The following is a 23,002-nucleotide window of genomic DNA, read 5'->3' on the forward strand; positions in this document are numbered from 1 at the left end:
CGCCGCGCCCTAGCCCTCTTCCAGCGCCGCCAGGCGGGAGGCCTGGTCCTCGGCGATCAGGGCCTGGACCACCTCGTCGAGCTCGTCACCGGCAACGATGGCTTCCAGCTTGTAGAGGGTCAGATTGATGCGGTGATCGGAGACCCGGCCCTGGGGATAGTTATAGGTGCGGATACGCTCGGAACGGTCACCGGACCCGATCTGGCCCTTGCGTTCCGCTGCACGTTCAGCCGCCGCCGCTTCACGCTTCATGTCATAGAGCTTGGCGGCCAGCAATTCCTGCGCCTTGGCGCGGTTCTGGTGCTGGGACTTCTCAGCGCAGACGACCATGATCCCGGTCGGGATATGGGTCATGCGCACAGCCGATTCGGTCTTGTTGACGTGCTGGCCACCAGCGCCGGAGGCGCGCATCGTGTCGACGCGGACATCAGACATGTCCAGCCCGGCCTCGATCGCATCGGGCTTGGGCATGATGGCGACGGTGGCAGCGGAGGTATGGATGCGCCCCTGGCTTTCCGTCGCCGGAACGCGCTGCACCCGATGCACGCCACTTTCAAACTTCATGCGCCCGAACACGCCATTACCGGAGACCGAGGCGATGACTTCCTTATAGCCGCCATGCTCGCCTTCAGAGGCGCTGTCGAGCTCCCAGCTCCAGCCCTGCAGCTGGGCGTAGCGCTGGTACATCCGGTAGAGATCGCCCGCAAACAGGGCCGCCTCGTCGCCGCCCGTGCCGGCGCGGATCTCGATCAGGGCGTCAGCGCTGTCATCCTTGTCCTTGGGCAGGAGGAGGAGCGACATCTCGTGCTCAAGCTCGGGCAGACGCTCCTTGAGGGCGTAGAATTCGTCCTTGGCCATCTCGGCCATTTCCGCGTCATCGGAATTCATCATCTCCTCAAGGTCGAGGAGTTCCTGGCGCGCCGCCTTGAGCTCGGACGCCTTGTCGGCGACCGGCTTGAGCTCGGCGTGCTCCTTGGAGAGTTTGACAATCTCGTCCGCCTCGGCGGCAGCGCCGAGACGGGCTTCGACCTGGTCGAAACGGTCGATGACTTGTTCGAGGCGGGCTTCAGGTGCGTGCATATGCCTGACCTATCACCCGCCGCGAACCTTGAAAACGTCTGAGCGCTGCTAGCCCAGCGCCAGCGCCGATTTCACCGCCAGCGCGATCAATACGATCGAGGACAGGGCGAAAACGCCGAAGCGGGCCGGGATGAAGTTCCACAGGGCCTGGATCAGGCTGTGGATGATGCGCAGGGCGACATAACCCCAGGCCAGCTGGATGGCGAGACCATCGGCCTGACCGGCGAGGTGAATATAGAAGACCAGGGCGTAGAAGATCACCGGCTGTTCGTGCAGGTGATTGTAATTGTCGGCGATGCGCGTGACCTCGCGCGGCAGCACATCCATTTCCGACTTGGACTTCATCTTGGCGGCATTGATGCCCGCCTTCTGCATTGCCGGAATACGCGTCGCGTACATCCAAACATACATGATCATGGTCCAGATGATCAGCGCCAGAACCGGCGTCAAAATCGACGACATAGCGTCCTCCCCTTCTAATCGGCAGGAAAGCTAGGATGTTTCGGGGAGTTATGGCGAGGCTTTTCTATCCGCCCCGCCCGGTCGGCCAGGCCGATCAGGTCTGCTGGGTCTTGAGACGGACATCGGCCTCCGGCGCCTCATAGCGCTCGAATGCGCTCAGCAAGCCTTCCGCGGTGTCGGCAACCTGCAGCGCATTGTGATGGGAGCGTTGCAGGAAACCCTGCTCGGTCATTTCCTTGAGGAAGGCGACGAGGTGGGCGTAATAGCCGTCGACATCGAGCAGGCCGACCGGCTTTTCGTGCTGGCCGAGCTGGGCCCAGGTCCAGATCTCGAACAATTCCTCCATCGTGCCGATACCGCCCGGCAGGGCGATAAAGGCGTCGGAGAGCTTTTCCATCATGGCCTTGCGGGCGTGCATGGACTGGACAACGTGCAGATCGCTGAGCCCCATATGGGCAACTTCTTTGACGGCCATGAATTGCGGGATGACACCGATCACCTTGCCGCCGGCCGCGAGCGCCGCGTCGGCGACCTCACCCATCAGGCCGACCCGGCCGCCGCCATAGACCAGCGTCATGTCGCGCTCGGCCAGGAGCCGGCCGACATGGCGTGCCGCGTCAACAAAAGCCGGATTCTGGCCCGGATTGGATCCACAATAAACGCAGACAGATTTCACGTCGCTCTCCTTCAATCAGCCGGTTGGGAGTTAGCCCGGGCAATCGCATCCGCCAGGCTGCGGACTGCCGCAACAATCCTGTCCAGTTCCGCCGAGGCCACACGTTCCCCCACCGTAATCTCGAGCACGACCGGCCGCCCGCCCTCAAGGTCCCAGACGTTGTTGGCGAGCCAGACACCGTGCTCGCGTGCGACCGTATCGCGCGCGGCCATCGCCACCTTGTGTGTGCAGTCGAGACGCAGGTTGAGCAAATTGGTATGGGCCGGGCTGGGCTCGACGCTCAGGCCCTCAATCCCGGACAAGGCCTCGGCCAGCTCACTGGCCCGGGCAACAAAGCCGGGCATTTGCTCCAGGCGCTTGTCGATCAGGCGCAGAGCGTCCGGCAGTGCCGGCCAGGGTGCGACCAGCGCCCCGCCCATGCGCACACGCCAGATCCGGGCCTGGCGGATGAAGTCTTCCGACCCGGCTAGGACCGCTCCGATCGGGGCGCCGATATCCTTGTAGAGCGAGACATAAACCGAGGCGAAACCGCTGACGATCTCGGCATAGGACCGGTCTTCATAGAAGGGCCGGCAGGACCAGAGCCGCGCGCCATCCATATGCAGGGTCAGATCGAGCTCTGCAGCGCGATCCTTGAGCGCCTGCAGTGTCGCCCAATCCGGCAAGGCGCCGCCATCATGGCGCTGCGGCAGCTCGACAAACGCACACGCCGCGCCCGGCACAAGATCTTCGGCCCTAACCGGCTCGCCCCAGCGGCCGATGATTTCCGGATCGAGGGCATGCAAATGCTGGTGGGCGTTTTCCTCGTGCAATTCCAGGTGCGAGCTGGGGTGCAGCAGCACCCGGCGCGACCCCGATTTCTCGGCATGGATCCGGGCCGCTGCGCATTGCGCCATCACCCCGGTGGGAAACCAGGCCGCAGCCGGCATGCCGGTCAGTGCGGCGATCTTGCCCTCAAGACGCAGCGCCGCGGGGCCGTTGAGCGAGGGGTCCGCATCCAGCCCTTCCGCCTCCATATAATCGGCAACGGCCCGCAGGCGCTGCGACGGCGTATCAGGCTGATGATAGGGATAAGCCAGGTCGATCGTGCAGCTGCGGCGCAGGTCTGAACTCATGCGCTGACGGCCTCTAGCACCTTGTCCGACCAGCCGACATGGACCTCGCCTCCGGTGTCGATCACCGGACGTTTCACCAGGGTCGGGTTCTCCGCCAGCAGGCCGGCCGGATCGGTTTCAGCCCGCCCGCGCTGCGCGTCATCCAGAGAGCGCCAGGTCGTCGACCGGGTATTGATGAGCGCCTTGGAACCGGTCTTGTCGAGCCAGACCGGCACCACGCTAGCGAGATCGGCCTCGGCGCGGATATCGACGAAATCAAACGCCACCCCGGCGGCGTCGAGCGCCTTCATCGCCTTCTTGCAGCTATCGCAGTTTTTCAGCCCGAAGAGTTTCATCGCCCCTGCCCGTTTTTCCTGTGTCAGTTGGCTTGCAGAGATAGCGGGACTGGCCCGGTCGATGCAAGCGTGAGGCGCGTCAAAGAAGACACACGGCCAGCCTGGCAGAACCCTTGCCAAGCCAGCCGTATTGCAGGGCTGTTGATGATCGCTTTTACTCATCGGGTCTGGCAGACGCAGAAGACTGCGAGGTCTGGGGATTGAGGCTGGGGGAAGCCGATATGTGGGGTAGTGCGCACCGTTTAGCCGGCCTGGTGCCGGCGATCGCCGCCTGTGTGGCCGCAATGCTTCTGGGCAGTGCCGCATTGGCACAGGAAACGCCTTCAGAGCCGCGCCGGATCGGCGTATTTGGCGATTCTCTGGCCGACGGGCTCTGGATCGGGCTGCAACGCGGCTTGCGCCGGGATGCCCGCGCCGGCGAGATCGAACAGCTCAGCGAGGTCGCCACCGGGCTCGCCAATTACGTTTATCGCGACATTTCCGAAAAGACTCGCAGACAGCTGCAGCAAGGTCGCTATGACGTCGCCGTGGTGATGTTCGGATCGAATGATATCCAGGGCATTCGCACCGACCGCGGCGTTTTTCGCTTCCGCTCGGCGGGCTGGGAAGAGGTTTATCGCGAACGTGTCCGCGACGTGATCACCCAGCTGCAGGCGCATGGAGCCGAGGTCTACTGGACCGGGCTGCCGGTCATGCGTTCGACCGGCTATGACGCCAATACCGTCTATCTAAACGCCATTTTCCGCGAGGAAGCCGAGGCGCTGGGTGCGATCTTCGTCTCGACCCGGGAAGCCTCCTCGGACGAAAACGGCGAATATGCCGCCTACCTGCCCAACTCCCGCGGCGCCCCGCGCCTGATGCGCGATGATGACGGCATCCATTTCACCATGAATGGCTATGCCCGCATCGCAGCTCCGGTGGTCGAGGCGATCCAAGCCGGTTGGGATAATCCGCGCCCGCGGCCTGCACCGGTCATGGCCGAAGCCGTCATCGAGGCCGCCGAACCGGAACCGCAAGGCCTGCCGGCTGGCTGGCTCGACCTCTCGATCAATGGCCAGGCTTATGTCTGCCAGCCCGTGGGCCTCGACGGCCAGCCGCTTGGCGCGTCAGCGGCCTCCGGCGCGGCGGGGAATTGACCCGACCATGCTTTTCCCGACGCTGACCTTCGGTATTTTCTTTGTTCTGGTGCTCAGCTTTGCCTGGGCGCTGGACCGGGAAAACGGTCAGCGCAAGCTCCTGCTTCTGGCGGCGAGCTATATCTTCTACGGCTGGTGGGACTGGCGCTTCTGCGCCCTGTTGGCTTTCAGCTCGATCGCCAACTGGGCCTTCGGGCGCATCATCGGCGCCATGCCGGCCAGTCCGCTGCGGGCGCTGGTCATCGTGTTGGCGATTGCCGTCAATCTCGGCATTCTAGGCTTCTTCAAATACTATGGCTTCTTCATCGAGAATGTAGGCGAAGCCCTGGCCATGATCGGCTGGGAGCGCGACCTCTTCCTGATGCAGATCATCCTGCCCGTCGGAATCTCATTCTACACCTTCCAGGGCATCTCCTACATCATCGATATCAAGCGCGGCGAGGCCGACCATCGCGCCAGCCTGCTTGATGCCATGCTCTACATCTCCTTCTTCCCGCAACTGGTCGCCGGGCCGATCGTGCGGGCCAAGGACTTCCTGCCCCAGCTGACCCGGGCGCCGACGATTTCCCGAGCCGCGGTGTCTCTGGGCGTCCTTCTGATCCTCTGGGGGCTGTTCAAGAAGAGTGTCATCGCCAGCGAGATTGCCACCGGCATTGTCGACCCGGTCTTCTTCGCGCCGGGAGAGTATGGCGGCATTGACCGGCTGTTCGCTGTCTACGGCTATGCGGTACAGATCTACTGCGACTTCTCCGCTTATAGCGACATTGCCATCGGCTGTGCGGCGCTCCTGGGCTACCGCTTCAATCGCAATTTCGACCAGCCCTACCGAGCCCGATCCTTCCAGGATTTCTGGCGCCGCTGGCATATCTCGCTGTCGACCTGGCTGCGCGATTATCTCTACAAGCCGCTTGGCGGCAGCCGCGGCGGCGCTTTGGCGACCAACCGCAATCTGATGATCACCATGCTGCTCGGCGGGCTATGGCATGGGGCGGCCTGGACTTTCCTTGTCTGGGGTCTGATCCATGGCCTTGCCCTCGCCACTGAGCGCGCCCTCGGGCTGGCCAGGTCCGGACGCAGCGTGATCAGCCTGGTCATCACCTTCCATGTGGTTTGCCTGGCCTGGATCCTGTTCCGCTCGCCCGATTTCGCTACGGCCTGGACCTATCTCACAGCGACGGACACGCTGGGCGATCCGGTTCAGGTACTGACGCCCTTCCTCGCCGGGATGATCGTCCTCGGCCTGGGCTTGCACGCCTTGCCGCCGCGCGGGATTGAAAGCCTGGCCGGCGCGATGAGCCGGTTACGCTCGCCCGCGATCGCAGGCATGGGCGTGTTCGCCTTTATCCTGATCGATGCGCTGCGCCCGGCCGGCGTCGCGCCCTTTATCTATTTCCAATTTTAGGAGGCCGGTTATGCAGGACGATCCCCATCGCGACCGCCTCTATGAGGCCCCGGATGATGCCCGCGAACACCAGCGTAGCCGGCTCTGGCTGTCCAATGGCGTGGCGCTGTCGCTCTTGTTGGTGGCCGTGTTCAATCCGGTCTCGCTGGAGCGCTGGGCCGCCGCCAACCCGCCCAACTGGGCAGTGGAGACCGTACGCCTGACCGTCGGCGTGTGGAGCGAGCGCATGGGCCTCGCGAGGCTGGATGAACCACGCCTGTGGCTGGAGCAGCGGTGGAGTGACCTGAAGGCGCTGGACTGGGACGATGTCGAACCTGAGGAAGACGATCCACCCTCGACAGAGAGACAATAGAAAAAGGGAGCGGACCAAGGCCCGCTCCCGTCTTCGTTCAAGCCTTGCGAAGGGCGACCCTACTGGATCGTCACCCGCGAGAGATTGTCGTCGGAATTGCGGTCGACCAGCTTGTTATACGGGTCGATACCGACATATTCCGGCTCCTCGTCAACGGTGAACTCGAAACGCATCGTGGTCTCGTTAATCTGATGCTTGTCCATGTAGAGCACATGATCGGAGCCCTCGATCGCACCGTCCAGGTCGCGACTGAAGACGCCGATATCGATCAGATAGTCGATCTCTTCCTCGGTCTGCTGCCCCTCGCCATCGGCGGAGAACTTGCGCGCCTCGACATCGATCACGACATCCCAGCGACCGTCTTCGCGCTCGGACGCCGTGGCCTCGGTGACCTGCAGGTCAAACAGCACGATCCGCTCGAAGAAGTCGTGGATCATGGTTTCCCATTCCGGCCCTGCCTCCTCGCGCAACAGGCGCAGGAAGTCGAGCGTGGTGGCATAGGGCTCGGAGGAGAAGGCGCGCTCATCAATCAGGCGCCGCATGACGCGATTGACGGTCTCCTCGCCGAGATAGTCCTGCAACGCATACATGATCACCGAACCCTTGCGGTAGTGGATGTATTGCTGGTTTTCGACGCGATAAAGCGGCTGTTCCTCAATGGCTTCGGAACCGCGACCGCCGAGATAGCTGTCGAGTTCGTATTTGAGGAAGCGGCGCATGGCGTCCTCGCCATACTCCTCACGCATCACCATCAGGGCGGAGTATTGCGCGAAGGTCTCGATCAGCATGGTCGAGCCCTGCACATTGGCCCCCATCACCTGGTGCGCCCACCACTGGTGTGCGGCTTCGTGCGCGGTGACGTAATAGACATAATCGATATCGTCCGGATCACGCAAATCCCCAATAAAACCGATGCCCTCGGAATACGGGATCGTATTCGGGAAGGCCTGGGCAAAGGTCTGGTAGGCCGGGAATTCGAGGATGCGGAACTGGCGGTACTGGTAGGGGCTCAGATTGTCCGAGAAATAGGCCAGCGAATCCGCCGAGGCCTCCAGCATGCGCTCCACATTCCAGTGATGAGGCTCGTGATAGAAGACCTGGAGATTGACCCCGTCCACTTCACGTTCCGCCACGGTGTAGTCCGCCGACATCCACGAGTAGAAGTTCAGGATCGGGCGATCCATCACATACTCGAAATAGCGGCGGCCATCCTCTTCCCACTGGCGCTCGAGATAGCCCGGTGCAATCGCGATCTGATCGCTGCTGGTCGAGACGATTGAGCGGAAGGTGACGTAGTCGGATTGCGTGATCGGATTTTCGTAATGCCGGTGTTCGTCTTCCAGCGGGAAGGCCCGATCAACCGGCTCTAGCCCTTCCTGGCGCCGCTGCGAACGGTCGGTCAGGCGCCGGTTGGTATCAATCCCCATAGACGGCATGGACTGGAAGTTGTTGAAGAAGGTGCCGTTGTAATTGACCGTCACCACATTGCCGGAATTGCGGAAACCCGGATTGGCATTCTCGACCGAGAAGGCGAAATCAAGGCTCTCGCCCGGCGCAAGCGGCTGATCGAGCTCGAAGCTGTAGAGCAGGAAGCGCTCGTCCTCGCTCGCCAGCGTCGCGCCGGTGAGGTCCTGGGACAGGACCGTCGTGCCCTGGCCATAGGAGATCCAGACCGTCTCGATGGCGACATCGGTCTTGTTCTGGACCGTATACCGGCCCGTAGCCGTATAGCGGCGCTCATCGGGATAGATGTCGACCTCATAGGCGGTATCGGTGACGGTCGGCTGCGGCTCATCAACAAGATGCCAATAAGTCCGCTCATACTCCGCTGCGAGCGCACGCTGGTCGGGACCGGAGATATACTCGTTGCGGATATTGGTGTTGAGGAAGATCCAGCTTCCCGTCGCACCCGCACCGACCAGGGCCACGAGGGCCAGGCTGGCGGTTGCCGGGGTGAGGCCGACGAAGATACGGCGCAAACGCGACGTGATCGGTGTCAGCGCTCCGCGCGACCAGAGCTGATAGGCGAGGACCATCAGCAAGAGCGCCCAGAAAGACCAGTAGAGCGAGAACCAGACCGAGATACCGAGGAAATGGCCATATCCGTTCATGTCGGAATAAGGCGCACCCGGCGAGGAGCCATAAAGGTAGAGATTATGGTCCAGTCCCATCTGGCCGGCGACGAGGGAGAAGACGAAGAAGACCAGCATGGCGGCAATACCGAGCCAGCGGTTATTCATCAACACCTGCAGGAAGATCGCCAGAGCCGCGACCAGGGTCGTCGGGATGACCAGCTCCATCATGCCGCGGATGAAATACTGGTCGAACTCGAACACCGTATACCCCATAGCCAGCTGCGACAGCACAGCCGAGACGATAGCCACCAGGGACAGGGCGACGATGATCGCGATCATGGCGACGAATTTCGCCGTCACGAAGACCCAGCTCGGGGTCGGCGTGGCATCGGTGATCTCATGGAAGCCAAAGCGGCGCTCGCGCCAGATCAGCTCCGAGGCGTAGTAAATCACGATCACGATCGGGAAGATGGCATAGGCCCCGCCGATGATATTCATCATCACCCGCGTCACCGGATAATTGTCCGTCCCGTAAATCCCGTTACCGAGGAAGAACCCCGGAACCGTGTTGAACAAGGCCAGGGCGAGGAGGATGAAGAAGGCCAGGTTGAGCACCACGCCCTTCACCTCGAACCCGACACGCGCGAGGAATTGCTGGCGCGAGGTCGCGCCGGAGAAGCTCGGCTGCATGCGCGGCAGAGCCAAATCGGAGATCGCGCTCTTCGGGCCGCTGACCGCGGCCTGGGCCTTCTTCTTGCTCTTGCCGGACGAGCCGGTACGGAAGCGGAAGGTCAGCAGGTTGAGCGCCAGCAAGGCGAGACCGATACCGATCCAGAGGAAGCGGTTGGCCATATACAGGCCTTCAAACGGAATGACCTGGCTATTGTATTCAAACGTCGTCCAATAGCGCGTGACCTCGCCAATCGTGTTGAGCCCGAACGGGTCGATCAGCGCAAGGGTCTCGCGAAGCTCCGGCTCCGAACTGGCGATCAGGCTGCCCACCACATACAAGATCAGCAGCAAGACGAAGCCGATCATCACACCGGTCATGGAGCGGGTGAAATTGGCGACGGTGAAGAGCACCGACCCCACCACCCACATATTCACCAGGCCGAGCGTGGCGTAGAGATAGAGATACCAGCCCAGATTGGTTGGTCCGATCAATTCCTGATCGAGCCAGGGCATGAAGGAGCCAATGAGGAAGGCCAGCGGCACCGAGGCAAAGCACAGAACAGTGGCAATGAAGCCGCCGGTGAAACGACCCAGCAGGAATTCCCGTTCCTTGATCGGCCGCGAGAAGAATAATTCCTGGGTCTTGAAACTCTTGTCTCGGATCACCCCCGACGCGAGGAAGACCGCAGGCATGAAGCCGCCAATCAGGCTGAACAGCGCGATATTGATCATCAGCTGCAGCGGCGAATTGATATTGGCGGAGCTATTGCCCCCGACCGAGACGTTCTCAATGGCAACGCCTAGGAAGGTGAAGAGGAAGAAAATCGCAAAAACGGCAATGAATGTGGGTGAGGCTAGCTGGTAGCGAAGCTCGAACCCGGCGATCTTGGAAAACATGGGATCTGCCTTTCCTTTGGGGTTCGAGGGTTACGCCGCAGCGCGATAGCCGGCACGGATGGTGGCGAAGTAAACGTCTTCGAGATCCGGCGCCGTGGCTTCAAAACCGTCGCCCGGATCACCGTCCGCCAGGACATGGATACGGACCCGGCCCATGGTCAGGCGCTCGGAGATGATCTGATAGCGATCGCGCAGACCGGCGAGCTCGGACTTGTCGATGATCTTGCCCCAGACCTGGCCGTTGAGGCTGTCGATGAGGTCTTGCGGCGCGCCCTTGTTGACGATCTGACCCTTGTCCAGGATCGCCATGTTGGGGCACAGGTCCGACACATCTTCAACAATGTGGGTCGACAGGATCACCACAACATTCTCGCCGATCTCGGACAGGAGATTGTGGAAACGATTGCGCTCTTCCGGGTCGAGGCCAGCGGTCGGCTCATCGACGATGATCAGCTGCGGGTCACCCAGCAGGGCCTGGGCGATGCCGAAGCGCTGACGCATGCCGCCGGAATAGCTGGCAACGGCTTTCTTGGCGTGCTGGGCGAGATTGGTCTGTTCCAGCAAGGTCTCGACCACCTGTTTGCGCTCCTTGGCGTCGGACAAGCCCTTGAGAACCGCCAGGTGATCCAGCATGGCACGGGCAGACATGCGCGGATAGACGCCGAAATCCTGCGGCAGATAACCCAGCGTGGACCGCAGGGCCTGAGGATCTTTGAGAATATCGATATCGCCGAAGGTCAGCGTGCCCTGGTCGGGCGCCTGCAGCGTGGCGATGGTGCGCATCAGCGAGGACTTGCCCGCCCCGTTGGGCCCCAACAATCCGAACATCCCCTTCGGGATGGACAGGCTGACGCCGTCGAGCGCGCGCACCTGATTGCCGTAGGTCTTTGTCAGTCCGGAAAGTTCTAGCATGTGTCAATCGCAGCGCTTTGCCGCCGCGTCCCCGCAAATGTGTACCCGCCCCAATTCTCCTATGAAAATGGGACGGCTCGCAAATGAGCTTTTGTTCACGCAAGATTATAGGGGGAATAGCCTCCCGGTCGTCCCGGCTTGCGCCGGGGACGTGTATCCGCCTATTCCATGACCCTGGAAAGCATCAGGTCGAACTATTATTCTTACCCGCCTTGAGCGAAAAAAACGGCTTCTTCTTCGTCGCCAATGATTTGAATCGAGAGGCGATGCGCGCGCGGGAAACACCGGCAGAAGCCCCGACTTGCGGGGGCGGCCTGGTGCCGACAGCGGGCGAGGGCTCGAGCCTACTCAGCCGCGTCGACAGCCTCGCGCTCGGCCTTGAGCTCTTCCGCCCGCGCCTCGACCATGCCCACAATGTGCTCGACCATCTCCTCATTGGAGACATTGTGGTCGGGACGGCCGGAGACATACATCTTGCCGCGACCGGCACCTCCGCCGGTGAAGCCGAGATCGGTCATCAGGGCTTCTCCCGGGCCGTTGACGACGCAGCCGATGATCGACAGCGAGATCGGCTCGGAGATGTGTGCCAGGCGGTTTTCCAGCGTTTCCACCGTGCGGATGACGTCAAAGCCCTGCCGCGCACAGGACGGGCAGGCGATGATATTGACGCCGCGCGTGCGCAGGCCAAGAGATTTGAGGATGTCGAAGCCAACGCGGACTTCCTCTTCCGGCTCGGCCGAGAGTGAGACGCGTATCGTGTCGCCGATACCCGCCCACAGGAGCGAGCCGATACCGATGGACGATTTCACCGTGCCGATGCGCTGACCGCCGGCCTCGGTGACGCCGAGATGCAGGGGCGCTTCGGTCGCTTCGGAGAGCTGCTGGTAGGCTGCAACCGTGAGGAAGGCGTCGGAGGCTTTGACCGAAATCTTGTAATTGGTGAAGTCGAGCTCTTCGAGGATGCGGGCATGCTCCAGCGCGCTCTCGACCATGGCTTCCGGGCAGGGCTCGCCGTATTTTTCGAGGAGATGACGTTCCAGCGAACCGGCATTGACGCCGATGCGGATGGCGCAGCCATGATCGCGTGCGGCCTGGACGACCTCCTTCACCCGGTCCATCGAGCCGATATTGCCCGGGTTGATACGCAGGCAGGCAGCGCCCGCAACAGCGGCCTCGATCCCGCGCTGATAGTGGAAATGGATATCCGCGATCAGCGGTACCGAGGTTTCCTTGACGATGGTCTTGAAGGCGGCGGTGGAGTCTTCATCCGGACAGGACACCCGCACCAGATCGGCTCCGGCCTCTTCGCAGCGCTTGATCTGGTCGATCGTCGCCTTGGCATCCGCGGTCGGCGTATTGGTCATGGTCTGAACCGTGATAGGGGCATCGCCACCGACCGCAACGCCACCGACATTGATCGTGCGCGACTTGCGGCGCTCGATCATGCGCCAGGGGCGCACCGAACGGGGATCTTTGGACAGGTCAGACATCAGACGCTCCGGCTTGTTACGGCAGGATATAGCGTCTCTTGGGAAAGCTTGCGAGCCGGTGGGGCGATTTATTGCGGCTCGTCTGCAGTCTCGGCCTGAGCTAGTACAGCCAGGTCTTCAACCGCGATACCAGCCTCACCCAGGCTACGCAGCGGCTGACCGCTCTGCTCGACCTGGATCGCTCCGGCATTCTCCGCCGACACCGTCAGGCCCGGCTCGGATAGGGTGTAGGTCTCCCCCGCCATCAGCTCTCGCTCGAAGAGCACACGGCCAGAGGCATCGCGCACTTCCAGCCAGGTCGGAGAAATCGCCCGCAGGACTGCGGTTTCGCGGGTGGCGCCGAGCGGCAGATCATTCCAGATCTGATCAACGCCGGGCAGCGGACTGTCGACACGGAAATCGGCGCGCGCCCATTCCGGGGCTGCATCCGGCGGCGATGGCAGATTGCTCAGCCCGGGCGAACGGCTGGACTGATCAGCATACCACATGGCTACCGCCGCCACGCTGGCAAGGATCATCACAGCGCCGAAGACACCGCGCGGCAGCTTGATTTCCTTGCGAATCTTGGCAGCTGCACTGGGCTGGGCCCGGCCGGTCTCGGTGTCAACCTCGCGCTTGAACTGTTCAACAATGGCACCGCCATCGAGGCCGAGGGCCGAGGCGTAGGTGCGCAGATAACCGATAGCATAGGCCCGGGCCGGAAGGCCGCGCGGGTCCATGGTTTCAAGGGCTTCGAGATAATCACGCCGGATCCGGGTGCGTTCGGCCGCAGCATCGAGGGTCAGTCCGGCGCGGGCCCGGGCTTCGCGGAGTTTCTCACCCGCGCTCAGGGACAGCACATCCGCTGCGTCTTCTGAAAAGACTGCATCCACCGGCACAAAACCTGCGCTCGTTACGTGACTCGACATAAACACCTATCGCTCTTTGATTTCGGAGCGATCTCACCCTTAAAATACGCGATTGAGGGCAAGTTTCCCACACCGCTTAGCCTTATAAGATCAAATCTTAACCGTGTTATCAACAGCCTCCTTGGGCAATCCGGCGCTTTCGCCCGCCGCCGTTAAGGCTGGCCGCAGCGAATTGACCGGATCGTTCAGGTGACTAGCAAGCCAGGTGCCAAGCTTGCCGGCATCAAGGCCGGACACGATTTTTTTCAAGGGACCGATATTGGCGGCGGCCATGGACAGGCTGTCATAGCCCAAGGCAATGAGGACGGCCGCTTCCAGCGGCTTGGCCGCGATCTCGCCGCAGACCGAAACTGGCACATTCCTGGTCGCGCAGGCCTCGCGGATCTGCTTGAACAGTCCCAAAGCGGGAGGGCTGAGCACGTCATAGCGCTCCGCGACCCGAGCATTCTGGCGATCAGCGGCAAAGAAATACTGCATCAGATCATTGGCGCCGACGGCCACGAAATCGAGCGTGTCGAGCACCTCGCCAATGGCCCAGGCCATGGCCGGCGTCTCCAGCATCATGCCGACCTTGACCTCGACCGGCATGTCATGGCCGCGGCGCTTGGCATGGCGCAGCTCGCGATCGAGCATGTCGCGCGCGGCGCGCATCTCCCACGGCGCGGCGATCATCGGGAACATGACATGCAGCGGCTGGCCCGCAGAGGCCTGGATCAGGGCGCGCAACTGGTAGCGCAGCAGTCCGGGCCGGTCGAGCCCCATGCGGATGGCGCGCCAGCCCAGAGCCGGATTGGGTTCAACGGTCGACGGTGCAAAGGGCGCGACCTTGTCGCCACCCAGGTCGAGGGTGCGGAAGACCACCGGCTTGCCACCGGCCGCCTCGAGCACGGATTTGTACACCGTCGCCTGGGCATCGAGCCGCGGCAGGGTGTCTGCGACCATGAACTGGAACTCGGTCCGGAACAGGCCGACCCCGTCCGCCCCGGTTTCCTCCAGCTGGGTCATCTCGATCAAAAGGCCGGCATTCATCGACAGACGGATGCGCTTGCCATCCCGGGTCACGGACGGGCCGCGCAGCTCGGCATAGGCCAGCTTGCGGTCCGACAGCGCCTGCATGCGTTCTTTGTAGGTTTCGACCACATCTACGGTCGGGCGGATGTGCAGGAGACCAAACTCGCCATCGATGATCAGCGCATCGCCGTCCTCGGTCTTGTCGAGGGCGCCTTCAATACCGCCGACCAGGGGAATACCCAGCGCCTTGGCGACAATAGCGGCATGCGAGGACGCCGCCCCCTCTTCCAGCGCGATCCCCTTGAGCTTGGTCCGGTCCAGCTCCAGCAGTTCGGCCGGGCCGATATTGCGCGCGATGATGATGGCATCGTCGGGCAGGTGCGCGATGATCTCGCTCTGGGCGTCGTCGAGGTGACGCAGCAGCCGGTTGGCCAGGTCTTCCAGATCGTGAAGACGCTCACGGAAGAGCTGGTCATTGGACCGCATCAACCGGGCGCGGTTTTCATTCCGGACCCGCTCGACCGCAGCCTCGGCGGTCACACCCAGTTGCACCGCCTCGCGCAGTCGGTTCATCCAGCCGCGGTCATGAGCGAACATGCGATAGGCCTGCAACACGTCGCGTGTCGGACCGCCGAAGGGAATACGGCCGCCCTCGAGCATGTCGTCAATTCCGGCCCGCAAGGCGGCGATGGCCAGATCGAGACGTTCGATCTCGCGATCGGTATCCTCGGCAATCAGATGCTCGGACCCGACATGCGGCTCCAGCACGACCGCAACACCCGTGGCCAAGCCGCCGGAATAGGCACTGCCCTGGAAGCGCTCGGGCTTGGACTGGCGCAGCTCCAGCTCCGCCATTTCCTCCGCCTCGGCAATATCGCCGGACGCGACGATCTCTGCCAGGACCATGGCGACGGTCTGCAGGGTCTCGATTTCTTCGTCCGCGACAGCGCGCTCGGCCTCGGTCTGGGCCGTGAGGACGCCGACGAGGCGGCCGCCACGCAGGATGGGCACGCCGACGAAGGTATTGAACGGTTCCTCGCCGGTCTCCGGCTTGTAGGAGAAGTTTTCGTGGTCACGGGCATTGGCTGTCCACATCGGACGCACCGAGCTGGCGACAAAACCGACCAGACCCTCACCCGGACGCAGCCGGACCTGGTGCACCGCTTCCGGCTTCAACCCGTGCGTTGCGCACAGTTCCAGCGCCTGGCTCGGGCGTGCCAGATAGATCGAGCAGACATCCCAGCCCGCCTCTTCGGCGATCAGATCGGTGAGATGGTCGAGACGCTCCTGCGCGTTTTCCTGCGCCGCCATCAAGGCACGCATGCGGGAGAGCAGTCTGCGCGGATCTGCGCCCGCGGGCGGATTCGATTCCAGCATGGCTACACCTGATCCAATCCATAGGCCGAATGCAAGGCGCGAACGGCCCGCTCGACGGCATCATTCTCGATCAGGGCGGAAATCTTGATCTCCGACGTGGCCAGCACTTTCACCTCGATATCCGACGCGGCCAGCACACCGAACAGGGAGCGTGCGACATCGGCGCGCTGACGCAGGCCAGCCCCGACAACGGAGACTTTCGCCAGGCCGGTCTCAGAGCGGATCTCGGCCGCGGCGCCAAGCCCGTCCAGCGCCTCGAGCGCCCGCTGCAGGTCGCGATGCGCGACAGAGAATTCCAGATTGGCGGTTCCCGGCGTGCGGGCATGGGCCTGGACGATCATGTCGACACCGACCTCGGCCTTGGCCAAGGCCTCGAACACCGCGGGCGCAGCCTGCGCCGCATCAGCCTGTCCCAGCAGCGCAATACGCGCCTGTCCGCGGGCATAGGCGATACCGCTGACCAGACGCTTTTCCGCAATCGGGTCACCGGCCACCACGTCAGTCCCGGTCGCCTCGCCCGGCGGGGCAAAGCTGGACAGAACCCGCATCGGCACACCGCGGGCCTTGGCGAACTCGACCGAACGGGGCTGCAGGACCTTGGCGCCCTGGGCTGCCAGTTCGAGCATTTCATCATGGCTGACCGCGTCGAGGCGGCGCGCGGCCGGTTCGATCCGCGGGTCCGTCGTGTAGACGCCATCGACATCGGTATAGATATCGCAGCGCGCGCCCAGCGCGGCGGCCAGCGCCGCTGCTGACAGGTCGGTGCCACCGCGCCCCAGCGTCTGGATGCGCGCGCCGGCGTCGATGCCCTGATAGCCGGCCAGCACCGGCACGACGCCTTCGGTCAGCAAGGCTTCAAACACCGCGGTGCCCAGATCAGCGATCGATGCGGAACCGGAAGGCCCGGTCGTCACCACAGGGGCCTGCCAGCCCATGACCGATTGCGCCTTGAGGCCCTCCTCGCGCAGGGCCAGCGCCATCAGCGCCGCGGACACTTGTTCACCGGCCGCCAGGGCCACATCGGTCTCGACATCACCCAGCCCAGCGCCGAATTCTCCCGCCAGGCCGAGGATGCGATCCGTCTCGCCCGCCATCGCCGAGACAACAACAATGGGGTGTTCGCCGGCGTCCGCCGAGGCCCTGATCAGCTTGGCGGCATGGCGGATTCGCTCCGGCGAACCGACCGATGTACCCCCAAATTTCGCCACGACTCGCGTCATTGCGGCGGTCCCTCACTGCTGCGCCCTGACAAATGTCTGCGCTAGATGTCGCACCGACCTCGATTAGCAGCGCCAGCGAGGCCATATTGTGGCGCGAAACTGCTCTGTGCTGGGCCAAGTCCTACGCGGGCACCAAAAAGATCGCAACGCCCGAACGCAATCGCCAAAGCGTTCGCGCGACAAGAGAAGACCGACGAGAAGACTGGAGAGACGCCATGTCCAGCGCTGCTGCGCCCGAAACGATGAGCCGCCCGTCCATCGATCCGGAAGAAGTTGAAAAGTTTTCGCGTATAGCGGCGGAGTGGTGGGATCCGGAAAGCAAGTTCAAACCCCTGCACAAGTTCAATCCGATCCGCCTGGGTTTCATCCGCGACACCATCTGCGCCCATTTCAACCAGGCCGGCGAGCGCCCGTTTGAGGGCCTGCGCGTACTCGATATCGGTTGTGGCGGCGGTCTGGTCTCCGAACCCATGTCGCGTCTCGGCGCCTCGGTGACCGGGGTCGATGCGGCGGAAGCCAATATCAAGACCGCGACGGTGCATGCCCAGGAACAGGGCCTTGAGATCGATTACCGCCATGGCGTCGCCGAACAGCTGCTGGAAGAGAATGAGCCGCCCTTCGATGTCGTGCTCAATCTGGAAGTCATGGAGCATGTCGCCGATCCGCACAGCTTCCTCGTCGACTGCGCCCAGCTGGTCAAACCGGGCGGGCTGATGATCGGCGCCACCATCAACCGCACGCCCAAAGCCTTCGCCCTGGCCATTTTCGGCGCCGAATACGTGCTCGGCTGGCTGCCGCGCGGCACGCACCGCTTCTCCAAGCTGGTGAAACCGGGCGAACTGCGCGCCGCGCTCGTCGAGGGCGGGATGGATGTCCGCCCCCCGGTCGGCGTCAGCTACAACCCGCTCAGCGACCAGTGGCGCATGGGTTCCGACGCGTCGGTGAATTACATGATGGTGGCGGAAAAGGCGGGCTAGTTCGCCTTTTTCGGCGGGGTTGGCGCCAGCGCATCCGGCAGCGGCGTGACCGGCACGCCATCCTCCTGCAGCGACTGGCTCTCGGCCGCTGAGGTCTCGCCATAGATCAGGCGTTCGGGCTTTTCGCCTTCATGCATGGCCCGGGCTTCGCTGGCGAAATCCTCGCCGACATAATCGTAGTTTTCCCGGATATGCGAGCGGACCTTGGCCGCCATCGCGCGCATCTGCGCCTCCGGGCTCGCCTCTTTATTGCGCGAGGTGGACACGGCCGGGGCCATCAGGGCCTTGCGCACCTGCGTCGAGCCACAATGGGGGCATTCGACCAGGCCTCGCTGGACCTGTTCGTCATAACCGTCCGAGCTGGAGAACCAGGCCTCGAACGTGTGCTCCTCATCACATAACAACGCGTATTTGATCATGTCGTTTTCGTTGTCCCGTTCCGGGCAAAGGCCAGCGCGCGATCATGATCGAGCGCCGGCACACGACGCCGGGCCTCGTCCGATTTTCGCATATCCAGGCGCGCCGACAAAACCCCCGGCTCGTCATGGTCGAGCTGGGCGATGATCTCACCCCAGGGACCGACCACCATGGAGCGACCCCAGGTGCGGCGGCCATCCTCGTGCAGACCGCCCTGGGCCGGGGCGAGGATGAAACTGCCGGTCTCGATGGCCCGGGCGCGCAGCAGCACCTCCCAGTGGGCGCGGCCGGTCGGGCGGGTGAAAGCGGCGGGAACGGTCAGGACCTGCGCTCCGGCCTGGGCCAGGGCGCGGTAGAGATAGGCAAAGCGCAGATCATAACAGATCGACAGACCCAGCTTGACGCCGCCCGCCTCGGTGACGACCAGTTCTTCGCCGGCCTGGTAATTGGCGCTTTCCAGATAGGTCTCGCCCTGCCCCAGACCGACATCGAACATGTGGGCCTTGTCATAGGTGGCTTTCAGCGCGCCATCGGGACCGAAGAGGAAAGAGCGATTGGCGGCCTTGCGCTCACCGATACGGATTGCCAGCGAGCCGATCAGGAGATCGATATCCAGCTCATCCGCCAGGGCCGAGAAAAACCCGATCGCCGGATCCTCGTCCTGGGTCTGCATCACGGCAAAGGCCTTGTCCGCATCCTTTTGCACCAGATGCGTGGTCTCCGGCGTCGCGACCAGGCGCGCGCCATCGGCGGCGGCCTGACGGATCAGTACCGCCGCGTCGTCCAGATTGCGCTGCGGGTCGATACCCGAGCGCATCTGGATCAGGGCAATGTCGAGGCTTTCGCTCACGCCGCCAGCAGGGCGTCGAGCTTGCCGGCGCGTTCCAGCGCCATCATGTCGTCGCAGCCGCCAATGTGATCGTCATTGATGAAGATCTGCGGGAAGGTATTGCCGCCATTGGAGCGCTGGACCATTTCGGCGCGCTTCTCGCGATCGAAACCGGCGTCGATTTCATTGAAGTCGACCCCCTTTTTCTTCAAGAGCGAAACAGCGCGGGCGCAATAGCCGCACATCGGGCGGGTATAGATGGTGACTTGAGCCATGGGATTCTCCTTTGGCTCCTAAATAGTCACATCTTCCTCGCGTACAACACGACAGAGTGTCACGACATCGATACCGGCCGCCCGCGCGCGACGAAGCTGATGGACGCAGGCCGAGACCGTTGCGCCTGTGGTCAACACGTCATCGACCAGCACAACAGGCCGCCCCGCAATACGTTCGGGGTGTTCGACCCTGAAGGCCCCGGCCACATTGCGCTTGCGACCATCGGCGCTGCGCCCGGCTTGTGACGGTGTGGCGCGGACGCGTTTGAGGCTTCCGGTTTCAACACCCAGCCCGGTCTCGCGGCCGAGAGCGCGCGCCAGCAGGGCCGACTGGTTGTAGCGGCGTTGCGCCAGCCGGCGCCAATGCAGCGGAACCGGGACCAGCAGGCTGTCACGCCCGAGCAGATCAGCCGCAGCAACCGACATCCAGCGCGCGCAGGCGGCCAGCATGTCACGCCGGTCATTATTCTTCAGCGCCAGCACCAGGGGTTTGACCGCATCATTATACGCCAGCGGGGCCCGGGCCCGGTCATAACGCGGCGGCTTGGCGATACAGGGCGCACAGGTATCCAGCGCCCCGCTCATCGTACCGCCGGGATAGGGAAAGGGCCGGCCGCAGCGCTGACATTGCGGATCGGCGATAAAGTTCAGACGCCCCCAGGCTTCGGCTGCAAAACGCCCATGCCGGTCGACCCGGACGCGCGACACCGGACATTCCGGCGGCCACAACCAGTCCGCGGCCTGCTCGATCAGACCGGGTCGCACCAGCGCCCCTTCCTTCCGGGCTTCAAACCTTTATATCCGGGGTATGTTGTCCGATCTGCCGCCACAGCTTTTCGATCGCTCCTTGTTGCAACGCCGCCGCAATCGCGCCGCGGCCGGAATGCAGGACTATAATTTCCTCGCCAGACGGGCGTTTGAGGATTTATGCGACCGTGTAGCCAGCATTACCCGTGATTTCGATCACGCCGCGATCCTCGGCGGCGGTCCGGATGTGATGCGTGACCTGGCGCGTTCCCCGGCGGCCGAGAAGATCGGTTGGTGGACGCAGTCGGACCTGGCGGAGAATGTTGCCCACCAGCTTGGTCCGCGCGCCTGTGTGCTGGACGAGGAACGCCTGCCCTTTGCCGATCAGAGCCTCGATCTCATTCTTGCCCCGCTGGGCCTGCACTGGGCCAATGACCTGCCGGGCACGCTGGTGCAGATCCGCCAGGCCCTCAAACCGGACGGCTTCTTCGCCGGCGCCCTGTTCGGCGGCGCCACGCTGACGGAATTCCGCCAATGCCTTATGGCCGCAGAAAGCGAACTCACCGGCGGTGCCGCCGCGCGGATCTCTCCCTATGCGGGGACCTTCGACATGGCGGCCCTGCTGCAGCGCGCCGGCCTGGCCCTGCCGGTGGCCGATATCGACCGCGCCACGGTGCGTTATGACAACGCTTTCGCCTTGATGCGCGATCTGCGCGGCATGGGGGAGACCAGCGTATTGGCTGACCGACCGCGCAAACCGGCGACGCGCCGCCTGTTCATGCGCGCCGCGCAGATCTACGGCGAGCGCTTTGCCGACAGCGATGGCCGGATCCGCGCCACTTTCGAGATCGTGCATTTCGGAGGCTGGGCCCCGCATCCCGATCAGCCCAAGCCGAAACGACCGGGATCAGCCACGCACCGGCTCGCCGATGCCTTGGGCGTAGCGGAAATTTCCACGGGTGAAAAAGCGGGCAGCTAGGCCCTAGAACGGCGCCTGGGCGTCGGTAAACATGCCCAGTACGGCCGGGCCGATAATGGCCAGGGCGCCAATTCCGGCAATCGAGATAATGACCGCTATGATCGAGTATTCGATCGCCGTCGACCCGCGCGTGTCGGCCAGAAAGCTCTTGATAAACACGCTCATAATCGGTCCCTCAGCTCAGCCGCCAGCGGCAGGTCAGCGGCCGGCATGGCGTAGTCGCGCAGTCTTTCCTTGCGCACCCAAGTAATCTCCTGCCCCTCGGTCGGGGTCGGGAAACCATCCCAGGTCCGGCAGACGAAAAGCGGCATGACGATATGGAAGTCGTCATAGGGGTGAGAGACGAAGGCAAAGGGGTGCAGACAGCGTTCGCACGGCTCAACCATCAGCTCCTCCCTCAACTCGCGTATCACCGCCTGCTCCGGCGTCTCTCCCGGCTCGATCTTGCCGCCGGGAAACTCCCATAGCCCCGCCATCGGCTTGCCCGCCGGGCGGCGCGCCAGAAGAATGCGCCCATCCGCGTCGAGCAACGCACAGGCCGCCACATGGACGACCGGTTTGGTGCGGCTATCAGACATGATGCGGGATCTCCCTTAAAGCGGCGTGCACAAGCGTGGTTAAACGCAGCCTAACCTGGTTCTTCGCTTTGATTCTCGAGCGCTTCATCTTCAGCTTCGGGCGGCTGGAAGCGCTGCACCGCATCGCCGGCGCGAAGTTCGCGCAACAAGTCCTCCAGCTGCTCATAGCCGTGATACTGGCCGATGCGCGGGCGCAGTTCCTCGTATGAGGGCGGTGGCTGACGCCGCCGATCGACAACAAGCAGGACATGCCAGCCAAACTGGGTGCGGAACGGCTCCGAGACGGCGCCTTCCGGCGTGGCGAAGGCCACGGCGCCAAAGGCCGGCAGAACACCGTCACGGGTGAAATAACCCAGATCCCCGCCATCAAGCCGGGTGGCGTAATCCTGGGATATCCGAATCGCCAGCTCGCGGAAGTCCTCGCCAGCATCAAGCAGGGCCTTAGCCGCCAGGGCGGCCTCTTCGGTTTCGACCAGGATATGACGCGCGCGCACCTCCTCATCGAGCCGCAAAAGGCGGACCTGCTGCTCATAGATGGCGCGCAGCGTTTCTTCTGACGTGGCGTTTTCCAGAATTTCCGCGATCAGCACGGTTCCGATAATTCGCTCCTCGGCCGCAGCGAGGCGGCGGCGCGCTTCCTCGGACCGGTGCAAGCCGCGATTGCGCGCCTCCTGGGCCAGCAAGCGCTGATCGATAAGCTCGCCGAGAACCCGCATGAACTCTTCATCACCATAGACAGGGTCCGGAGCCTCACTGCCCGGACCGCGCTGGGCGATGGCCTCGCGCAGAACATCGTCATGGCGAATGGGAGAACCGTTGACCCGGGCCAGGACCGGGTTGTCCTCATCGGGCGAAAAGGCCGGCGCGCTGGCGACCTCGGGAAGGCCCTCGCGCGGCTGCGGGCCGCAAGCGGTGAGCGCGGCAATCAGACACAGCGCCGCAAAAGTCATCAGATTTCTTGTCAGCATTGGGCGATCGAGCTCTTTCCGCTTGCCGCTCAGCCGCGCGCCTTGATTGACACGCCTAGCCCCCATCCTTAAGTCAGCTCAAGGTTTCAAAGCAATGCCGGTGTCAGCTTTC

The 23,002-nt window shown here is 63.2% G+C and carries 23 protein-coding genes; 5 read left to right on the top strand and 18 right to left on the bottom strand.

The window, feature by feature from the left end:
• Nucleotides 1–9 precede the first annotated feature (9 nt).
• From prfA to Q1V51_RS05130, 5 genes are all read right to left on the bottom strand, one after another.
• Entirely contained in the window at nt 10–1,080 is a 1,071-nt protein-coding gene (gene prfA / locus Q1V51_RS05110) for a peptide chain release factor 1 (protein WP_300553746.1), read from the bottom strand.
• Between the two features lie 48 nt (nt 1,081–1,128).
• Nucleotides 1,129–1,542, bottom strand: a complete 414-nt coding sequence (locus Q1V51_RS05115) for an MAPEG family protein (protein ID WP_300553749.1) — start codon at nt 1,540–1,542, stop codon at nt 1,129–1,131.
• Nucleotides 1,543–1,636: 94 nt separating this feature from the next.
• On the bottom strand, nt 1,637–2,218 hold the full coding sequence (locus Q1V51_RS05120) for a TIGR00730 family Rossman fold protein (RefSeq protein ID WP_300553751.1): 582 nt from the start codon (nt 2,216–2,218) through the stop codon (nt 1,637–1,639).
• 11 nt (nt 2,219–2,229) lie between these two features.
• The gene (locus Q1V51_RS05125) at nt 2,230–3,333 is read right to left on the bottom strand and encodes a beta-eliminating lyase-related protein (protein ID WP_300553754.1); all 1,104 of its coding nucleotides are present in this window, start codon (nt 3,331–3,333) and stop codon (nt 2,230–2,232) included.
• Nucleotides 3,330–3,668 carry an ArsC/Spx/MgsR family protein gene (locus Q1V51_RS05130; protein ID WP_300553757.1) on the bottom strand — a complete coding sequence of 113 codons (339 nt, stop codon included), beginning with the start codon at nt 3,666–3,668 and terminating at the stop codon, nt 3,330–3,332. The genes Q1V51_RS05125 and Q1V51_RS05130 overlap by 4 nt, the downstream gene beginning before the upstream one ends.
• Before the next feature lie 221 nt (nt 3,669–3,889).
• Here Q1V51_RS05130 and Q1V51_RS05135 point away from each other — a divergent pair, with 221 nt between their 5' ends.
• The 3 genes from Q1V51_RS05135 to Q1V51_RS05145 are packed head-to-tail and all read left to right on the top strand — an operon-like array spanning nt 3,890 to nt 6,558.
• Nucleotides 3,890–4,804: a DUF459 domain-containing protein gene (locus Q1V51_RS05135; protein ID WP_300553762.1), complete on the top strand. Its 915-nt coding sequence runs from the start codon at nt 3,890–3,892 to the stop codon at nt 4,802–4,804.
• A gap of 7 nt (nt 4,805–4,811) precedes the next feature.
• Nucleotides 4,812–6,206, top strand: a complete 1,395-nt coding sequence (locus tag Q1V51_RS05140) for an MBOAT family protein (RefSeq protein WP_300553765.1) — start codon at nt 4,812–4,814, stop codon at nt 6,204–6,206.
• Between the two features lie 10 nt (nt 6,207–6,216).
• Nucleotides 6,217–6,558, top strand: coding sequence for a hypothetical protein (locus Q1V51_RS05145; protein ID WP_300553767.1), 342 nt, complete (start codon nt 6,217–6,219; stop codon nt 6,556–6,558).
• Between the two features lie 59 nt (nt 6,559–6,617).
• Here the strand turns inward: Q1V51_RS05145 and Q1V51_RS05150 are convergent, their stop codons facing one another.
• The 6 genes from Q1V51_RS05150 to Q1V51_RS05175 all read right to left on the bottom strand — a co-directional run bounded on the left by Q1V51_RS05150 (nt 6,618) and on the right by Q1V51_RS05175 (nt 17,120).
• On the bottom strand, nt 6,618–10,202 hold the full coding sequence (locus Q1V51_RS05150) for a M1 family aminopeptidase (RefSeq protein WP_300553769.1): 3,585 nt from the start codon (nt 10,200–10,202) through the stop codon (nt 6,618–6,620).
• 30 nt (nt 10,203–10,232) lie between these two features.
• Nucleotides 10,233–11,114 (bottom strand): ABC transporter ATP-binding protein, encoded by an 882-nt coding sequence (locus tag Q1V51_RS05155; protein WP_300553772.1) that lies wholly within the window; start codon nt 11,112–11,114, stop codon nt 10,233–10,235.
• Nucleotides 11,115–11,458: 344 nt separating this feature from the next.
• Nucleotides 11,459–12,604: a flavodoxin-dependent (E)-4-hydroxy-3-methylbut-2-enyl-diphosphate synthase gene (gene ispG / locus Q1V51_RS05160; protein ID WP_300553775.1), complete on the bottom strand. Its 1,146-nt coding sequence runs from the start codon at nt 12,602–12,604 to the stop codon at nt 11,459–11,461.
• A gap of 68 nt (nt 12,605–12,672) precedes the next feature.
• Nucleotides 12,673–13,512 carry a helix-turn-helix domain-containing protein gene (locus Q1V51_RS05165; protein ID WP_300553778.1) on the bottom strand — a complete coding sequence of 280 codons (840 nt, stop codon included), beginning with the start codon at nt 13,510–13,512 and terminating at the stop codon, nt 12,673–12,675.
• 90 nt (nt 13,513–13,602) lie between these two features.
• A complete protein-coding gene (gene ptsP / locus Q1V51_RS05170; protein WP_300553781.1) occupies nt 13,603–15,846 on the bottom strand; it encodes a phosphoenolpyruvate--protein phosphotransferase in 2,244 nt (747 codons plus the stop codon).
• Between the two features lie 56 nt (nt 15,847–15,902).
• Nucleotides 15,903–17,120, bottom strand: a complete 1,218-nt coding sequence (locus Q1V51_RS05175; RefSeq protein ID WP_366522708.1) for an aspartate kinase — start codon at nt 17,118–17,120, stop codon at nt 15,903–15,905.
• Between the two features lie 215 nt (nt 17,121–17,335).
• Here Q1V51_RS05175 and ubiG point away from each other — a divergent pair, with 215 nt between their 5' ends.
• The gene (ubiG, locus tag Q1V51_RS05180) at nt 17,336–18,097 is read left to right on the top strand and encodes a bifunctional 2-polyprenyl-6-hydroxyphenol methylase/3-demethylubiquinol 3-O-methyltransferase UbiG (RefSeq protein ID WP_300553785.1); all 762 of its coding nucleotides are present in this window, start codon (nt 17,336–17,338) and stop codon (nt 18,095–18,097) included.
• On the opposite strand, the gene Q1V51_RS05185 is transcribed toward ubiG, so the two are convergent.
• From Q1V51_RS05185 to Q1V51_RS05200, 4 genes are read right to left on the bottom strand one after another with little or no spacing between them, the layout of a single operon-like run.
• Nucleotides 18,094–18,516, bottom strand: coding sequence for a DUF1178 family protein (locus Q1V51_RS05185; RefSeq protein ID WP_300553788.1), 423 nt, complete (start codon nt 18,514–18,516; stop codon nt 18,094–18,096). The genes ubiG and Q1V51_RS05185 overlap by 4 nt on opposite strands.
• Nucleotides 18,513–19,364, bottom strand: a complete 852-nt coding sequence (locus tag Q1V51_RS05190) for a carbon-nitrogen hydrolase family protein (protein WP_300553790.1) — start codon at nt 19,362–19,364, stop codon at nt 18,513–18,515. Before Q1V51_RS05190 ends, Q1V51_RS05185 begins: the two co-directional genes overlap by 4 nt.
• Nucleotides 19,361–19,618, bottom strand: a complete 258-nt coding sequence (gene grxC, locus Q1V51_RS05195) for a glutaredoxin 3 (protein WP_300553792.1) — start codon at nt 19,616–19,618, stop codon at nt 19,361–19,363. Before grxC ends, Q1V51_RS05190 begins: the two co-directional genes overlap by 4 nt.
• A gap of 18 nt (nt 19,619–19,636) precedes the next feature.
• On the bottom strand, nt 19,637–20,383 hold the full coding sequence (locus tag Q1V51_RS05200; RefSeq protein ID WP_300553794.1) for a ComF family protein: 747 nt from the start codon (nt 20,381–20,383) through the stop codon (nt 19,637–19,639).
• A gap of 82 nt (nt 20,384–20,465) precedes the next feature.
• Between Q1V51_RS05200 and Q1V51_RS05205 the strand changes: the two genes are divergently transcribed.
• Nucleotides 20,466–21,344: a methyltransferase domain-containing protein gene (locus Q1V51_RS05205; RefSeq protein WP_300553797.1), complete on the top strand. Its 879-nt coding sequence runs from the start codon at nt 20,466–20,468 to the stop codon at nt 21,342–21,344.
• 3 nt (nt 21,345–21,347) lie between these two features.
• Here the strand turns inward: Q1V51_RS05205 and Q1V51_RS05210 are convergent, their stop codons facing one another.
• Genes Q1V51_RS05210 through Q1V51_RS05220 form a run of 3 tightly spaced genes read right to left on the bottom strand, consistent with a single transcriptional unit; the run spans nt 21,348 to nt 22,872 of the window.
• Nucleotides 21,348–21,509 carry a Flp family type IVb pilin gene (locus Q1V51_RS05210; RefSeq protein ID WP_300553800.1) on the bottom strand — a complete coding sequence of 54 codons (162 nt, stop codon included), beginning with the start codon at nt 21,507–21,509 and terminating at the stop codon, nt 21,348–21,350.
• On the bottom strand, nt 21,506–21,922 hold the full coding sequence (gene mutT / locus Q1V51_RS05215) for an 8-oxo-dGTP diphosphatase MutT (protein WP_300553802.1): 417 nt from the start codon (nt 21,920–21,922) through the stop codon (nt 21,506–21,508). Before mutT ends, Q1V51_RS05210 begins: the two co-directional genes overlap by 4 nt.
• Nucleotides 21,923–21,972: 50 nt before the next feature.
• The gene (locus tag Q1V51_RS05220) at nt 21,973–22,872 is read right to left on the bottom strand and encodes a peptidylprolyl isomerase (RefSeq protein ID WP_300553805.1); all 900 of its coding nucleotides are present in this window, start codon (nt 22,870–22,872) and stop codon (nt 21,973–21,975) included.
• Nucleotides 22,873–23,002: the final 130 nt, after the last annotated feature.

This window comes from Maricaulis sp. (assembly GCF_030149235.1).
GTDB lineage: Bacteria > Pseudomonadota > Alphaproteobacteria > Caulobacterales > Maricaulaceae > Maricaulis.

Excerpts from the sequence above, each read along its gene's own strand:
- prfA (WP_300553746.1), bottom strand. The coding sequence starts at position 1,080 with ATGCACGCACCTGAAGCCCGCCTCGAACAAGTCATCGACCGTTTCGAC.
- Q1V51_RS05115 (WP_300553749.1), bottom strand. The coding sequence starts at position 1,542 with ATGTCGTCGATTTTGACGCCGGTTCTGGCGCTGATCATCTGGACCATG.
- Q1V51_RS05125 (WP_300553754.1), bottom strand. The coding sequence starts at position 3,333 with ATGAGTTCAGACCTGCGCCGCAGCTGCACGATCGACCTGGCTTATCCC.
- Q1V51_RS05130 (WP_300553757.1), bottom strand. The coding sequence starts at position 3,668 with ATGAAACTCTTCGGGCTGAAAAACTGCGATAGCTGCAAGAAGGCGATG.
- Q1V51_RS05135 (WP_300553762.1), top strand. The coding sequence starts at position 3,890 with ATGTGGGGTAGTGCGCACCGTTTAGCCGGCCTGGTGCCGGCGATCGCC.
- Q1V51_RS05140 (WP_300553765.1), top strand. The coding sequence starts at position 4,812 with ATGCTTTTCCCGACGCTGACCTTCGGTATTTTCTTTGTTCTGGTGCTC.
- Q1V51_RS05145 (WP_300553767.1), top strand. The coding sequence starts at position 6,217 with ATGCAGGACGATCCCCATCGCGACCGCCTCTATGAGGCCCCGGATGAT.
- Q1V51_RS05150 (WP_300553769.1), bottom strand. The coding sequence starts at position 10,202 with ATGTTTTCCAAGATCGCCGGGTTCGAGCTTCGCTACCAGCTAGCCTCA.
- Q1V51_RS05155 (WP_300553772.1), bottom strand. The coding sequence starts at position 11,114 with ATGCTAGAACTTTCCGGACTGACAAAGACCTACGGCAATCAGGTGCGC.
- ispG (WP_300553775.1), bottom strand. The coding sequence starts at position 12,604 with ATGTCTGACCTGTCCAAAGATCCCCGTTCGGTGCGCCCCTGGCGCATG.
- Q1V51_RS05165 (WP_300553778.1), bottom strand. The coding sequence starts at position 13,512 with ATGTCGAGTCACGTAACGAGCGCAGGTTTTGTGCCGGTGGATGCAGTC.
- ptsP (WP_300553781.1), bottom strand. The coding sequence starts at position 15,846 with ATGCGTGCCTTGATGGCGGCGCAGGAAAACGCGCAGGAGCGTCTCGAC.
- Q1V51_RS05175 (WP_366522708.1), bottom strand. The coding sequence starts at position 17,120 with ATGACGCGAGTCGTGGCGAAATTTGGGGGTACATCGGTCGGTTCGCCG.
- ubiG (WP_300553785.1), top strand. The coding sequence starts at position 17,336 with ATGTCCAGCGCTGCTGCGCCCGAAACGATGAGCCGCCCGTCCATCGAT.
- Q1V51_RS05185 (WP_300553788.1), bottom strand. The coding sequence starts at position 18,516 with ATGATCAAATACGCGTTGTTATGTGATGAGGAGCACACGTTCGAGGCC.
- grxC (WP_300553792.1), bottom strand. The coding sequence starts at position 19,618 with ATGGCTCAAGTCACCATCTATACCCGCCCGATGTGCGGCTATTGCGCC.
- Q1V51_RS05210 (WP_300553800.1), bottom strand. The coding sequence starts at position 21,509 with ATGAGCGTGTTTATCAAGAGCTTTCTGGCCGACACGCGCGGGTCGACG.
- mutT (WP_300553802.1), bottom strand. The coding sequence starts at position 21,922 with ATGTCTGATAGCCGCACCAAACCGGTCGTCCATGTGGCGGCCTGTGCG.
- Q1V51_RS05220 (WP_300553805.1), bottom strand. The coding sequence starts at position 22,872 with ATGACTTTTGCGGCGCTGTGTCTGATTGCCGCGCTCACCGCTTGCGGC.